Here is a 15,293-nt window from a genome sequence, read left to right as displayed (position 1 = left end):
TAAATATAAAAACAATCAAATCATCAAATCAACAAATAACCACTAAAAAATCAATACTGGTTTATAGAGAGCATAACCAGCGTACACCCTACCTCGATATCTATATTGTTTTCTTTTAAAATGGCATACAATTCCGGATTTTCGGTACCGGGGTTAAAAATAACGCGCTTGGGCTTTAGGCTAACAATGTAATCATAATACTGCTTTTGGTTCATGGGGTTAAGGTACAACGTAACGGTATTAACCCCATCAAAAGAAGCAGCACCTTTTTCTATCTTAATTCCATCAAGGTTATCTTCTTTTTTTCCCATAGCCACCACAGGGTGGCCAAACCTCTGCAGCATTTTTACTGCTTTATATGCATATCGGCCGGGCTCTGTAGAGGCACCCACGACCAGTGTTTTTTTAGTTTCCATAGCACGTATTTTTCAATTACATAAAGGACTTGTTAAACCTACAAGGTTAAAAAAACCTTGCAGGTTAGGCAAACCTCTTTTGTTATCCTGCAAGGTCTCAAAGACCTTGTAGGTATAATCCAAAAAAATTCTTCAAGTTTGTTTATATAAAAATACCAAATACCCTTGGTATATAATATTATTTTAGGGTAACAATAACATTACTATGGTGTATAAACATAATCTGCCGGAAGCAGGTCGCCCGCCTTTAGGTCGCCCATGTAGCCAACAAAAGTAATCTCGCTCAACGGAAAGAACAGCCCGTTTGCATCTATATAAAAATAACCGTTGTTAAACATAAGGCCGCTTTGCAGTTGTTTATCATACAGCACATCAAACTTTACATCAGAGAATTTCCCACCTTTTTTTTCTTTAACCTTAATGGAATACTGACTGTTGGCCGCTATTTCCTCACGGATTTTTTTCGCCCCAGGAGGGATATCTATAAGCGTTACCTTTTTAAAGCTAAGGCTATCGGTTACGCTAAAATAGCGGTTAGGATCGGCAGGCCAGCGATCGGCATATAGTCCATATTTTTGTTCCTGCCAGTCGCCTTTGGCAATAGTTTTCATAAAATGCACTGCCGAACCAAGATATACCTCTTTTCTTTTCTTGTCGGCACTATGGTTTTTAGAAATGTCAGTAAAAAAAGTAGTCCCTGCAAAAAAGCTCCTTCTCATGTTGAAAGCATCGAGCGTTTTGGCACTGTAATTCACTTCAAAATCGGCCAGGTCAAAGTTTATTTTATATTCAAGCCGTTTATTAATAATACGTATAGGCTTATAGGCCTGTGCCCTGAGCGAATTGGTTTTAAGGTCAAAATAAAGATTTATATCGTCTTCATTCTCAATTTTACACGAACTGCCCGCACGCGTAGTCCCCAAAAACTGTTCCCTGAAAACTTTTAGCATTTGCCTGCGGCTAAACGGCCCGCCTTTGTTTATTACTACTTCTTTCAGGGCAATGGCATCGGTGCGCAATACAGCTTTAAATGGCTTATTGTAGCTGTAAGGCTCTTCAATCCGCAAAGTTTCAAATCCAATAAAACTTATTACAAGTGGCGCATTAAACTGCTGTGGGGTTACTATTTTAAAATACCCCTTAGCATTGGTGCTTGCTGAAAAAGTAGTACCATCTACATAAACAAAGGCTCCTTCAAGAGGTTTATTTTCCTCTTCATCATAAACAAAACCCTGAAGCGTTTGCCCCAAAGCAATATTTACACACAGCAGTGCAGCTATAAACATTAGTAGTTTCATACTATAAAGATACCGTAAAATTGTTAGCCGCAAAACGAAAACGGTTTACCTCTATTTTAAAAAGAGCATATAAACAAATTATAGCTTTGGTTTAAATGATAAGAGATTATGATAGTACACACCCCTGCCAAAATATATAAAGCGCAGCAGCGCAGCCTTAACGAAACTAACACTCATAAGGTTTACAGCACACAAAATGAAATGATTGTTTGCAATGATGAAACCCTTGCTCCGCAGCATTCGGTAACACGTATATGGCGAAACACAACCTCTACCCTCCTGATACCCTTAGTAGGAAAACTGGATTATGTAGCCAATACAAAAAAAACATTAGTTCCCGGCGATGTGGCTGTACTGCCGGGCAACAGCACTATAACCCTTATCAATCCTTATAAAGCAGAGCTAATAAATTACCTGTCTATTACAGCCTCCGATATAATCACAGACCAACCGATGACTGCTACGGTAAATTTCAATTTAAGGAATATACTGCACTCTTTTATTGAAGAGAAAAACATAAAAGGATGTATCGGGATTTTCGATGGCAGAAACGAAACTACTTATAGCCCAAGTAGCGCATCTTCTACACTATTTGTATTTGTAATAAACGGAGCTTTTGAGGCAGAAGGCCGCCTGTTGGAAAGCCGCGATGCCCTTGCCCTTACAGGAATAAAAAAGGTAGAAATAGAAGCCCTCTCGCCCGATGCCATTATCCTGATGCTCGAGCTGACTAAATAATGGTTGGCCGACAATTATAGACGGTTGGCCTCATTTTACTAATAAGCACCCCAAAACACGCGTTAAACAGAAATAAAACAAAGACTATTATGGAAAGAAAAGAATTTTTAAGAACGTTTGCTCTGGCCGGACTGGCATTGGCCGGACTTAAAGTTATTGATGCCTGTAGTACAGACGACAGTACCACTCCTGAAACTTCAGGCACAGATACTTCTGGAGGTAGTGGTAGTGGCAGCGGAAGCACTTCGGGCAATTGTGTGGTATCACCTACCGAAACTGCCGGGCCTTTCCCTACACACAACCCATCAACGCTGGTAGCAACAAATATTATAGGCGACAGGACGGGTATTCCGTTAACTATTAACATTGCACTTAAAAACACTAATAACAGCTGTAATGCATTAACTGATACTATTGTAGATATATGGCATTGCGACAAAGACGGCAACTATAGCGAATATGGCGGCAGTGGCATGCAAAGCACCAACTATACCAACAACCACTTTTTGAGGGGAAGGCAAACTACCAATGCAAATGGTGAAGTGGCTTTTACTTCTATATTTCCGGGTTGGTACACTGGTAGGGCTACCCACATACACGTGCATGTTTACAATTCGGCAGGCACATCTTTGCTTATAACTCAAATTGCTTTTCCTGAAAGCAGCAGCAGTGCAGTGGTACAGGTAAATGCGTCTTCGGCTAACGGATATACCAAAGGAATGAGCGGATATACCTATAATGCCAACGATAATGTTTTTAGTGATGACAGTACCGGAGCAGAAATAGCTACGGTTACGGGTACTGTTTCTGATGGTTTTGTGTTAGCTCACACTATAAATGTGGCAGCATAAATACCATATATCGAAAGAAAACAACCATTCACCGAAATAAAAGAGCTATTCACCTCTAAAACATTTTGAGGTGATAAAATGTTAACTATATTTGTTATATGTTAAAAAATAAAGATTTATACTTGTTTAAGTAACATTATAATTTTTAATTTAAATCTTTAGTATATATTTGCAGTGCAAAAACGCACTACATTTTTTAAAATGCGTTTTATTGTTGGTTATTTGTATATTTGAAGAGAGGGATGTGGTGTTCCTCTCTTCTGCTTTTACAGCAGGTAGTAAAAAACCTTTAAATATATAAACCCAATTTCAATACATGGAGTTATTCTTACTCATCTTCGGAGCACTCTTTTCAGTTATCAACCCACTTGGCGCAGTACCAATTTTTGTTGGCCTCACTCAGGACGACAGCACCAAAGAACGCCAGCGCATTTCGTTCTGGACAGCCATAAACGTTTTTATAATTCTTGTTATTGCTTTTTTTGTGGGGCAATATGTCCTGGCCTTTTTTGGCATAAGCATCGACGCGCTTCGCATAGCAGGTGGTTTTATTATTGTTAATTCAGGATTTTCATTATTAAACCGCAGGTTTAACAAAGGCCGCGGTGTACACAAAGAGGTAGAAGACGATGCCCAAAAACGTAACGACATTGCCCTTACACCTCTCGCCATCCCCATGCTTGCAGGCCCGGGATCCATATCGTTGCTCATTGCTATGTATCAGGATTACCCACTTATAGAACAGCAAATAATAGCCACGCTTGCCATGGCTGCTGTAGCATTGGTAATATTTTTTATGATGCGCAGCGCACATTACATTTCCAACCTATTAGGAGCATCGGGCATTGTAGCCATATCGCGCATTATAGGCTTTATAACCATTGCAATTGGCGTGCAATATATTACCAGCTCTGTCGTAAACATATTGCAAACAGTCAGCTTTAAATAAACCTACCGAACAACAATTAAAAAACCCGGCAGCGAATAATTCGTATGCCGGGTTTTACCTAAAAAATAGAAATTACAAAAATTATTTAATGCTTATAGCAGCCCCTCCACCACGGGCAAGTTTTTGCTTAAGCTTTGTTTTGCTTGTCACTTTAATGGTTTTAATAGCATAGCTCTGCGGATTCTTGTCGTAGCTTGCATCATCGCCATCGGCATAAATCGTAGCTGTATAGGTTTTGCCTTTTGGCAAAAAGTCAAAACTTATCTCGGCTGTACGGGCATTCTCATCGGTAATAGCACCTATAAACCACTCGTTTTTACCTTTCGCTTTACGGGCTATTGTAATATAATCGCCCGGTTCTGCTTCAAGCACACGGCTCTCATCCCAATCTACCGCTACATCTTTAATAAACTGGAAAGCATCTAAGAATTTGTTGTATGTTTCCGGGAAATCAGCAGCCATTTGCAACGGACTGTACATGGTTACATATAACGCCAATTGTTTTGTAAGGGTAGTATTTACATGGCTGTTGTTCTCAGGGTTATACTTGCTCACGTTCATCTCAAAAATACCAGGAGTATAATCCATTGGTCCACCCATAAGCCTTGTAAACGGCAATATAGTTGTGTGATCAGGGTTATTGCCGCCAAAAGCCTCAAACTCTGTACCGCGGGCAGATTCGTTGCCTATAAGGTTAGGATAGGTACGCGCCAAACCTGTAGGACGAATAGCCTCGTGCGCGTTTACCATAATTTTATATTTCTCAGCCTCAGTAACACAATACAAGTAATGGTTTACCATATACTGGCCGTAATGACGCTCGCCATGCGGAACGATACCGCCCACATAGCCGCTCTTAACAGCATTATATCCATTGTCTGCCATAAACTGATATGCCTTTTGCAGATGCCTTTCGTAGTTGCGCACAGAACCGGATGTTTCGTGGTGCATAATTATTTTAATGCCTTTAGAAGCCGCATAGCGATGCAGTTCTTTAACATCAAAATCAGGATAAGGAGTAACAAAATCAAAAACATAATCTTTGCTATGACCAAACCAGTCTTCCCAGCCCTCATTCCAGCCTTCTACAAGAACGGCATCAAAACCATGTTTAGCGGCAAAGTCAATATACTCTTTTACATGGGCAGTGTTGGCACCATGCTTGCCGTTTGGCTTGGTTTTACTATAATCAAGCTCACCAAGTTTAACGTTTGTAAGATCGTTATAAGCCCATGAGCTTTTTCCGGTAATCATTTCCCACCAAACACCTACATATTTAACCGGCTTGATCCACGATACATCTTTGTATTTGGTTGGTTCGTTAAGATTATAGATAGTTTTAGACATTAATATATCTCCGGCTTTGTCGCTAACAATAACTGTCCTCCATGGTGATTGTGCAGACGCCTGAATATAGCCTTTATTGCCTTCTGCATCGGGCGTAAGCCATGATTCCAACACCATGTTCTTATCATCAAGGTTAAGCGACATACATGAATAGTCTACAAGTGCAGCCTCGTGGATGTTAATGTAAAGTCCGTCTTTACTTTTAAGCATCAATGGAGTTTGAATCCCCGTTGGTGAAAAAGTTTCCTGAGAGGCATTATACGTAACGGCGTCTTTCATTTTGCCACGCACCTCGCTAAGGTTAGAAGTAGTAGTGTTATACTCCTGAGTATCATAGTCGCCCGGAAGCCAAAATGCTTTGTGGTCTCCGGCAAGTGCAAACTGGGTTTTTTCTTCTTTAATTATAAAGTAGTTAAGATCTTTTTGCTGAGGGAACTCATACCTAAAACCAAGGCCGTCGTTAAACACCCTGAAACGGATGCGGATGTACCTGCCGTTTTGTGCTTTTTGGCTTAGGGTTACCAATAGCTCGTTGTAATTATTGCGAATGTTTTTTTGCTCGCCCCACACCGGAGACCAGGTTTCATCAAATGTTGCCGTCTCGGTCTTATCTATAGAGAAGCCCTCCAGCATGGCGGGTACGTCTTTGGTATCGATACCCAGCTTACTGGTTTTAATTACGGGCTTCTTCTTATAGGTTAGGGCATAAGTTGGTTCGCCTTTTTGGGAAAGCGAAAAGGCTAGGGTTACATTCTTATCGGGAGAGCTGATCTGCTGGGAATGCAGAACCATGCCTGCAAGAAGCATGACAGCCGATAATAGTTTTTTCATAAGGCTTGGGTTTTAAAATTAATGCTATAGCGGCATTAAAATTACCTAAAATTAAAGCATGAAAAATACTATATCGTTACAAAACACCTCATACAACGTTTGCGTGTTAAAAACTTTACTTTTTTAAACTCCTAAAATTAAGGATTATGCAGTTTTAAGCACACTTTAACTAATGTATCGCAGAGACACACAGAGAAGGCACAAAGATTCGCAAAGAGAAAAAATAAAAAGTATTTTGACAACATCCCTTCTCCCTTCATGAATCTTTGAGCCTGCTTTGAGCACCTTTGTGTAATAACCAAAACTGCCCTATAAATTTTAATTAGTCCTGTAAAAACTTCAATGTTTTTTCAAAAAAATCCTTAGGGTTTTCCGCATGAACCCAGTGCCCCGAGTTGGTAATATCTTTTATTTCTGCCTGCGGAAAAATCTCTTTTATCTGTTCGATATCTTCATCCATTATATAACGCGATCGATCACCCCTTAAAAAAAGTGCAGGCCCTTCAAAACGCGAATTCTCCGGCAGTGCCTGCCCTATTTGGTCAATTTCCTTATTAAAGGCCACAAGGTTAAACCTAAAATCAAGCTGCCCCGGCTCCTTCCAATACAGGTTTTTCATTAAAAACTGTCGTGTACCTGCATCAGTAATATATTCGCTCATGGTAGCCTCTACAGCAGCACGGTCGGGTTTTGCACTAAAATCTACCGCGTTTAAGGCTTCAAGTTCTGTTTGGTGGTGTGGCTTATAATATTTAGGACTAATATCTGCCACTACAAGTTTATTAATCTTATCAGGATGCTGCACTGCCAAAAACATAGCAGCTTTACCACCCATGGAGTGACCTATAACATCTACCCTTCCTAAATTGTTACCATCTATATATTCTACAAGGTCGGCAACCATAGCATCATAACTAAACTCATCAGAATGAAAACTTTTACCATGGTTACGCATATCTACAGCATGCACCTGATAGCCTTGTGCAGCATATTGCCCGCCAAGGGTTTTCCAGTTATCGCTCATACCCATAAAGCCATGAATAATCAGTAGGGGTTTACCCTCTCCTTCTATACGTGAGTATAACATATTACTTTAGTTTTTGAAGATACATATTTACAACATTGTCCAACCCAAGATATAATGCCTCGGCAATAAGCGCATGCCCTATAGACACCTCAAGAAGCCCGGGAATATTATCTTTAAAGAATTTAATATTATCAAGACTAAGATCATGCCCTGCATTAAGCCCAAGCTGCAATTGCTCTGCCAGTATTGCCGACTGTGTATAGGGCTTTATTCCATCAAAATTGCCCAGACCATATTGGTGTGCAAAGCCTTCGGTGTACAGCTCTATCCTGTCGGTTCCGGTTTCCTTTGCACCTTCTACCATTTTAAGATCGGGATCTACAAAAACAGACGTACGTATGCCATTGCGCTTAAACTCCTGTATAACTTCCTGTAAAAAGCTTTTGTGTTTTATGGTATCCCACCCGGCATTGCTTGTAATAGCATCATCGGCATCGGGTACCAGCGTAACCTGTGTAGGCTTAACCTCCAGAACAAGATCCATAAAACTCTGTATAGGATTACCCTCAATATTATATTCAGTATAAACCACCGGCACCAAATCGCGCGCATCCTGATAACGAATGTGCCTTTCATCGGGTCTTGGATGTATGGTAACACCCTGTGCACCAAATTTCTGAACGTCATCCGCCACTTTAAGTACATCGGGCACATTGCCACCGCGTGAGTTGCGAAGGGTAGCTATTTTATTAATATTTACGCTTAATTTAGCCATAGTGTTGCTTAATGTTATTTCAATCACAAAAATACAAAGTAAAAAGTGCCCTTATTTTTATTTTTCATTATTTTGCATAATAATTAGTACGTTTCCCCATGATTGAAATTACCGATTTTTTAAACACCAATATTAAAGCACTGAGAACCACCGATTCGGTTGCCGATGCACAGGATCTTTTTGCTGAGTATCCTTTTTCGCACTTTCCGGTACTGGAAGACGGTGTGTATATAGGCTGTGCCGATGCTGAAGACACGGAACTTATGGACATTGAAAAAACCATAGGCGATATGCGCTATAGCTTTGACCGCTTTTTTGTGCGCGACACTACTATTTGGCTGGATGTTTTAGAGGTGTTTGCCAAGAATGAAACCAACCTTGTGCCGGTACTTAGCGAAGACAACAAATATTTGGGTTATTATGAAATTACCGATATTATAAAATTTTTTGATCAAACCCCTTTTCTTAAAGAACAAGGTGGTATACTTGTAGTGGAAAAAGGCACCACAGAATACAGCATGAGCGAAGTTGCCCAAATTGTGGAAAGCAACAACGGCAGGCTGTTGGGAGTGTTTATATCTGAAGCAAGTTTAGAAAAAGTACAGATAACCCTTAAAGTGAGCATGGGCGGCCTGAGCGAGATCATACAAACATTCAGGCGTTACAACTACGATATTATTACAGAGCATCAGGAAGATGCCTACCTCAATACGCTTAAAGACCGATCTGATTATCTGGATAAATACCTCAATATATAACCCATCATGAAAATTGCTGTTTACGGCCAATATTATAAAGACAACACCGCAGATATCATTCACACAGTGCTGCGCGTTTTTGAGCAGTATCAACCCGAAGTTGTTTTTGAGACCGATTTTTATGATGTATTAAACGGACACAACCTTCTCAATAAATCATTCTCTGTGTTTAGCGGTCATGACGACCTTGACGAGAGCTACAACATGTTTATTAGCATCGGCGGAGACGGCACCATGCTGCGTGCTGCCACGTTGGTGCGCAATAAAAACATTCCTATTATAGGTATAAACGCAGGGCGTTTGGGCTTTTTGGCTACCGTACAGCAGGAAAATATAGAAACCCTGCTGCCTCTTATTTTTTCTAACAGCTATAAAATCTCTACCCGCACATTATTAACGGTAGATTATGAAGGCAGCGACCTTGGCGACCTTGATTATGCCCTTAACGAAGTAACCGTTAGCCGTAAAGACACCACCTCTATGATTACTATAGAAACGAGGCTTAACGGAGAATACCTGAACTCGTATTGGGCAGACGGGCTTATAGTGAGTACCCCAACAGGATCTACAGGATATTCTTTGAGCTGTGGCGGCCCTGTACTGATGCCTGATGTAAACAGCCTGGTAATTACACCCATAGCCCCACACAACCTTAATGCCCGCCCATTAGTAATACCGGATGACACAGAAATAGAGTTGCGCGTTAGTAGCCGCGAAGAGCAGCACCTTGTATCTTTGGATTCGCGTATAATATCTGTAAATGTTGAAACGGTGCTTCGCATTAAAAAAGGCGGTTACAAAATAAATTTAGTAGAGTTTCAGGAAGAAAAATTTTTGGTAACCCTGCGCAAAAAGCTGCTTTGGGGAGAAGACAAGCGCAATTAATTTTGCCAAAATTACCTGTGCCTGCATACTACATTTACACTTCTTCCGTTTTCAAGTCTGTATATTTTGCATTAATGCAATTTATATGGGGTAAAATGTCTAATTGTAAGGCAATTTAAAAAATCTATATTGCTATATTTGCAGCCAATTTTCGTTTAATGAAACGCATACTCATAGTATTATTAATAACCGCAATGTCTTTAACGGCTAAAGCCCAGATAAACGAACTGGGAATTTTTGCCGGAGGGGCTAATTATATTGGCGATGTAGGCCCAACCAACTACATTGCCCCTAATGACCTTGCCGTGGGGTTAATGTATCGTTGGAACCGCAGCCCGAGGCACTCGTGGAGGGCTTCATTTATGTATGGAAAGCTTTCATCTAACGATGCCGATTCTGAGGTTGCCGGACGTAAAGACCGCGGAAACAAGTTTGAAAATACCGTAAAAGAATTATCTTTAGGGCTTGAATTTAACTTTTTTGATTTTAATCTTCATGAAGACGATTTTAAGGTTACACCATATATATATAGTGGCCTTAGCTATTTTTTTTATGATGAAAAATATATGTATAACCGCAATGCACGCGACTATAAAAACGGCAGCAGCCTGGCAATACCCATGACCGTAGGTATAAAAGCACATGTTGCCCGCCACCTTGTTGTGGGATTGGAAGCCGGTGCGCGCTATACTTTTACAGACAACCTTGATGCCAGCAACCCTGGAGACAGTGCCTATGAGGCTGCGCGTTTTGGAAATCTTGAAAGTAATGACTGGTATGTTTTTACGGGTTTTACCCTAACCTATACTTTTACTAATAAACCTTGCTACTGCTCGGAATAATATGGATATAACCACTACTATAAACACCGATAACCTGCCGGAACATATTGCCATAATTATGGATGGCAACGGTCGTTGGGCAAAAAAACAGGGCATGCTCAGGGCTTTTGGCCACGAAAACGGTGTTAAGTCTGTCAGGACAACAGTAGAGGCCTGTGCAAAGCTTGGCATAGGGTATCTTACATTGTATGCCTTTTCTACAGAGAACTGGAACAGGCCCAAACTGGAGGTGGATGCATTAATGAGCATCCTTATGAACTCTTTAAAAAAAGAGTTGCCTGTCATGCAAAAAAATAACATCAGGCTAAACACCATAGGCAATGCAAATATGCTGCCGGACAGAGCCAGAAAGCAACTTTTTGATGTTATAGAACAAACCGCAACAAATACCGGAATGACCCTTACGCTGGCACTTAGTTATGGCAGCCGTGAGGAAATAATCGCTGCAATAAAACAAATTAGCGAAAAAATAAAAAACAACCAGTTAAACGTTGATGATATTAATGAGTCTTTAGTAACATCGCACCTGTACACACACAACCTGCCCGATGCCGATTTGGTGATTCGCACCAGCGGGGAACAGCGCATAAGCAACTTTTTGCTTTGGCAGGCGGCCTATGCCGAGCTTTATTTTACAGATGTGCTTTGGCCCGACTTTAGAGAGCAGGATCTGCACAACGCTATTATCAACTACCAAAAAAGAGAACGTAGATTTGGAAAAACCAGTGAACAAATTAAATAACATGACAATGTTTTATAAAAGCATTGTATTGCTTTTTATACTTTTTATTTCGGGCAGTGCCTTTGCACAGGGAGAAGACAACAGGCTTGAAGCCGGCACCTATGTTTTGGCCGATATTTATGTTACCGGCAAAATGAGCTATAATGCACAAACCGTTGTTACTTTTACCGGGCTTGAGCAGGGACAAACTATAAATGTACCCGGCGAAGAAATTAGTGCTGCCATTAAAAAGCTTTGGAAACTGGGGCTTTTTAGCGACGTAAACTTTATGGTAGACCAAATTAAAGGCGACAGCATTTATTTAGAGCTTGCCATTAATGAGTTGCCTAAACTTAGCGATGTAAAATTGCAGGGCGTTAAAAAGAGTAAACGCGAAAGTCTTATTAAAGATACTGATCTTACTAAAGGCAAGATCGTAAACGAAAACCTTCTTACCAATACTAAAAACTATATAGAGAACAAGTATAAAAAAGACGGTTACTACAACACTAAAGTTGCCATAAATGTTATACCCGACAGTACCAATACTGTAAAAATGGTGGTTAACATAGATCGTGGCAAAAAAGTAAAAGTTAGCAAAATAAACTTTACGGGCAATCAGCAGCTTACAAATTCTAAGCTTAAACAAGCTATGAAAAACACTAAGCAAAAGGCTTTCCCTAATCCTTTACGTATTTTTAAATCGTCTAAATTTATTGCAGAAAAATATAAGGAAGACCTTAACAGCATAGTAGACAAGTATAAAGAAAAAGGTTATCGCGATGCACGTATAATAAGTGATACGGTAGTATATAACCCTAAAAAGAATACGGTTGCCATAGATATTAATGTAGAAGAAGGCCGCAAATATTATTTTGGCGACATCAAATATCTGGGTAACACAGTATATACCAACCAACAGTTAAACCTGATATTGGGTATTAAAAAAGGCGAGGTTTACAACGGCGTACTTTTACAAAAAAGGATTGCCGATGCCAGCAAACCCGATGGTGACGACCTTACCAACTTATACCAAAACAATGGTTACCTATTCTCTAACATTAATGCCGTAGAGGTAAGTACCGCTAACGATACCATCGATTTTGAGATACGCATTGTAGAAGGTCCTATTGCTTACTTCAACAAAATATCGGTTCATGGCAATGATAAGACCAACGACCGCGTAATATACAGAGAGCTTCGCACAAGGCCGGGACAAAAATGGAACAAAGAAGATGTGATAGGCACTATTCGCGAACTCGGCGCACTGGGCTTTTTTGATGCTGAGACTATACGTCCGGACGTCAAAAATGCCGACCCTGCATCGGGTACGGTAGATGTAGAGTGGCATGTTGCCGAAAAAGGTTCAAGCCAGATAGAACTACAGGGCGGTTATGGCGGTGGAGGCTTTATTGGTACGCTGGGCTTATCGTTCAACAACTTCTCCATGCGAAACATCTTTAAAAAAGATGCCTATACCCCACTACCAATGGGCGACGGACAAAAACTGTCGTTGCGCCTTCAGGGTAGTACGTATTTCCAAACTTATAGCCTTTCGTTTACAGAGCCTTGGTTTGGAGGTAAAAAACCAATACAATTGTTTGGTTCATTATCGCATAGTAAACAATTCTCTTACAACTATTCGAGCCGCGACGTAGACAGAGACAGGAGCTTTACCATATCGTCAATAACTATGGGTATCTCTAAAAGGTTAAGCGAGCCCGATTATTACATGAGGCTTTCGCACTCGCTAACATTTCAGTACTATGCACTTAGCAATTATAACATAGGATTGTTTACCTTTGGTAACGGTATATCAAGAAACTTTGCTTATACCTTGGAACTTACAAGGGACAACAGGGGACGTAACCCTATATACCCTACTTATGGTTCGTTGTTTAGTGCCAGCTTTAGGACTACGCTACCATATTCATGGTTTAACGGCATAGACTATGGCAACCTTGGCAACCAACAGGAGTACAAAGAAGTAAATACAAACAGTCAAATTAACGGTCGTTATATAAAAGAAGATGGTACCGGAACTGATCACTGGCAACAAGCACGAGCAGACCAAGCCAAAGTAGACCAGGAAAAATTCAATTGGCTGGAGTACTGGAAAACTAAGTTTAAAGGAGATTGGTACAGCAAACTTGCCGGTAAACAAGGGCAGGAGCTTGTATTGCGCACCCTAGGTGAGTTTGGTTTTATGGGAGCCTATAATAACGAGAGGGGCTTGGTGCCGTTTGAACGTTTTTATGTAGGTGGAGACGGTATGGCTAACTATGCACTCGATGGCCGCGAGGTTATACAGCTAAGGGGGTATCCTAACCAATCGTTGAGTCCGATCATTGAAGACAGAACTGACCCTAACTGGGGGCAGCAAATTGGTGCAACAATTTATAATAAGTTCTCGTTAGAGTTGCGTTACCCTATTACGCTTAAACCGCAGGCTTCTATATTTGCATTAACCTTTGCTGAAGCTGGTGCATCGTTTGCTAACTTTAAAGAATATAACCCTTTCAAATTAAACCGTTCGGCAGGTTTCGGTCTTAGGGTATTTATGCCGGCCTTTGGTTTATTGGGTATAGACTTTGGTTATGGTTTCGACCCACTACCGGGCTACTCACAGCCTAATGGTTGGGAAACGCATTTTATCATAGGACAACAGTTCTAAAAAATTGGCATGATATTTTCTAATACGTAAATAGTTATGAAAAGATATTTAATTGCATTATTGGCCTTTATGGGCTGCCTTTCGGCAAATGCACAGGGGCGTGGTATAAAGATCGCTTATATAGACATGGAATATATCCTGGATAAGGTATCTGACTATGCCGAGGCGAAAAACCAGCTTGAACAAAAAGCCGGGAAGTGGAAACAGGAAATGGATGCCAAGCGCAACGAAATAACCAAGCTTAAAGAAAGCCTTCAGGCAGAAAAAGCACTTTTAACCAAAGAGCTTATTGAAGAGCGCGAAGAAGAGATAGCTTTTCAGGAAAAAGAGCTTAGCGATTATCAGGAAAAAAAGTTTGGCCCTAAAGGCGAACTTGTATCGCAAAAAGCCGTTTTGGTGAAACCTATACAGGATCAGGTTTTTACGATAGTACAGGATTTGGCAGAGATAAGAAAGTATGATTTTGTTTTTGATAAATCATCTGACCTAACGATGCTTTTTGCCGCAAAAAAATACGATATTAGCGACCTTATTGTAAAGCGCCTTGGCAGGACCGCTAAACGCGAAAAACTGAGCAGTAAGGAAGTTAAGAAACTAGATGAGGAAGAAAAAGCTGAAGAAGAAGCTTCTGACCCGGATAAAATAGACAAAGCCAAGCAGCTTGCCGATAAAAAAGCTGCCAGGCAGAAAGCTATAGATGACAGGAAAGCTGCCGCAGATGCCAAAAGACAGGCCGCCCTACAAAAACGTGATGAACAAAGGGCTGCAAATGCTGCCAAAAGAGAAGCGGCAGCAGCCGGTAAAACGACTGCCAAGCCTGCAACCACGACAGCAGACCCAACTGGTGGAGACGACACTACAGGAGATGATGCCGCTCCTAAAACCGCCAGCAAAACTGCTACCGATGCAACTGATGCCAAAGCGGAAAAAGCAGCCGATGCTGCTGCCCAAAGAAAACAGGCTGTAGAAGAAGCGAAAGCTGAACGCGAAAGAAAACTTGAAGAAAGAAAACAGGCTATAGAGGCACGCAAGCAACAGGCAGCAGAACAAAGGGAAGCTGCAAAAAAAGCGCGCGAAGAAAAAACTAAAAATAGCGAACCTGCAGCTGATAAGCCTGCAACGCAAACAACACCTCCCCCTACAAACACCGAGGGAGACGATTAAATAAAAACAAAAAATTA

General features: G+C 40.8%; 14 protein-coding genes. 9 read left to right on the top strand and 5 right to left on the bottom strand.

The window, feature by feature from the left end:
- Window positions 1-50: 50 nt before the first annotated feature.
- Window positions 51-416: a CoA-binding protein gene (locus GR160_RS11990; protein ID WP_160750121.1), complete on the bottom strand. Its 366-nt coding sequence runs from the start codon at window positions 414-416 to the stop codon at window positions 51-53.
- A gap of 203 nt (window positions 417-619) precedes the next feature.
- On the bottom strand, window positions 620-1,714 hold the full coding sequence (locus tag GR160_RS11985; protein ID WP_160750120.1) for a carboxypeptidase-like regulatory domain-containing protein: 1,095 nt from the start codon (window positions 1,712-1,714) through the stop codon (window positions 620-622).
- Between the two features lie 108 nt (window positions 1,715-1,822).
- Here GR160_RS11985 and GR160_RS11980 point away from each other — a divergent pair, with 108 nt between their 5' ends.
- From GR160_RS11980 to GR160_RS11970, 3 genes are all read left to right on the top strand, one after another.
- A complete protein-coding gene (locus tag GR160_RS11980; RefSeq protein ID WP_160750119.1) occupies window positions 1,823-2,452 on the top strand; it encodes a hypothetical protein in 630 nt (209 codons plus the stop codon).
- A gap of 89 nt (window positions 2,453-2,541) precedes the next feature.
- Window positions 2,542-3,303 (top strand): intradiol ring-cleavage dioxygenase, encoded by a 762-nt coding sequence (locus GR160_RS11975; protein WP_160750118.1) that lies wholly within the window; start codon window positions 2,542-2,544, stop codon window positions 3,301-3,303.
- Between the two features lie 316 nt (window positions 3,304-3,619).
- On the top strand, window positions 3,620-4,252 hold the full coding sequence (locus tag GR160_RS11970; protein ID WP_160750117.1) for a MarC family NAAT transporter: 633 nt from the start codon (window positions 3,620-3,622) through the stop codon (window positions 4,250-4,252).
- An 81-nt stretch (window positions 4,253-4,333) separates the two neighbouring features.
- On the opposite strand, the gene GR160_RS11965 is transcribed toward GR160_RS11970, so the two are convergent.
- The 3 genes from GR160_RS11965 to GR160_RS11955 all read right to left on the bottom strand — a co-directional run bounded on the left by GR160_RS11965 (window position 4,334) and on the right by GR160_RS11955 (window position 8,232).
- Window positions 4,334-6,430: a glycoside hydrolase family 97 protein gene (locus GR160_RS11965; RefSeq protein ID WP_160750116.1), complete on the bottom strand. Its 2,097-nt coding sequence runs from the start codon at window positions 6,428-6,430 to the stop codon at window positions 4,334-4,336.
- A gap of 322 nt (window positions 6,431-6,752) precedes the next feature.
- The gene (locus GR160_RS11960; RefSeq protein ID WP_160750115.1) at window positions 6,753-7,517 is read right to left on the bottom strand and encodes an alpha/beta fold hydrolase; all 765 of its coding nucleotides are present in this window, start codon (window positions 7,515-7,517) and stop codon (window positions 6,753-6,755) included.
- Between the two features lies 1 nt (window position 7,518).
- On the bottom strand, window positions 7,519-8,232 hold the full coding sequence (locus GR160_RS11955) for a pyridoxine 5'-phosphate synthase (RefSeq protein WP_160750114.1): 714 nt from the start codon (window positions 8,230-8,232) through the stop codon (window positions 7,519-7,521).
- A gap of 98 nt (window positions 8,233-8,330) precedes the next feature.
- Between GR160_RS11955 and GR160_RS11950 the strand changes: the two genes are divergently transcribed.
- From GR160_RS11950 to GR160_RS11925, 6 genes are all read left to right on the top strand, one after another.
- Complete coding sequence (locus tag GR160_RS11950; protein WP_160750113.1) at window positions 8,331-8,990, top strand: CBS domain-containing protein; 660 nt, start codon at window positions 8,331-8,333, stop codon at window positions 8,988-8,990.
- A 6-nt stretch (window positions 8,991-8,996) separates the two neighbouring features.
- Entirely contained in the window at window positions 8,997-9,875 is an 879-nt protein-coding gene (locus tag GR160_RS11945) for an NAD kinase (RefSeq protein WP_160750112.1), read from the top strand.
- Window positions 9,876-10,033: 158 nt separating this feature from the next.
- Window positions 10,034-10,717 carry a DUF6089 family protein gene (locus tag GR160_RS11940; RefSeq protein WP_160750111.1) on the top strand — a complete coding sequence of 228 codons (684 nt, stop codon included), beginning with the start codon at window positions 10,034-10,036 and terminating at the stop codon, window positions 10,715-10,717.
- A 1-nt stretch (window position 10,718) separates the two neighbouring features.
- The gene (locus tag GR160_RS11935; protein WP_160750110.1) at window positions 10,719-11,459 is read left to right on the top strand and encodes an isoprenyl transferase; all 741 of its coding nucleotides are present in this window, start codon (window positions 10,719-10,721) and stop codon (window positions 11,457-11,459) included.
- A 1-nt stretch (window position 11,460) separates the two neighbouring features.
- Window positions 11,461-14,112, top strand: a complete 2,652-nt coding sequence (gene bamA / locus GR160_RS11930; protein ID WP_202390775.1) for an outer membrane protein assembly factor BamA — start codon at window positions 11,461-11,463, stop codon at window positions 14,110-14,112.
- A 36-nt stretch (window positions 14,113-14,148) separates the two neighbouring features.
- Complete coding sequence (locus GR160_RS11925; protein WP_160750109.1) at window positions 14,149-15,276, top strand: OmpH family outer membrane protein; 1,128 nt, start codon at window positions 14,149-14,151, stop codon at window positions 15,274-15,276.
- The last annotated feature ends 17 nt before the right edge of the window (window positions 15,277-15,293 follow it).

Origin of the sequence: Flavobacterium sp. Sd200 (assembly GCF_009826935.1) — a bacterium.
Classification (GTDB): Bacteria; Bacteroidota; Bacteroidia; order Flavobacteriales; family Flavobacteriaceae; genus Flavobacterium.
This window is presented reverse-complemented; position numbering and strand designations above follow the sequence as displayed.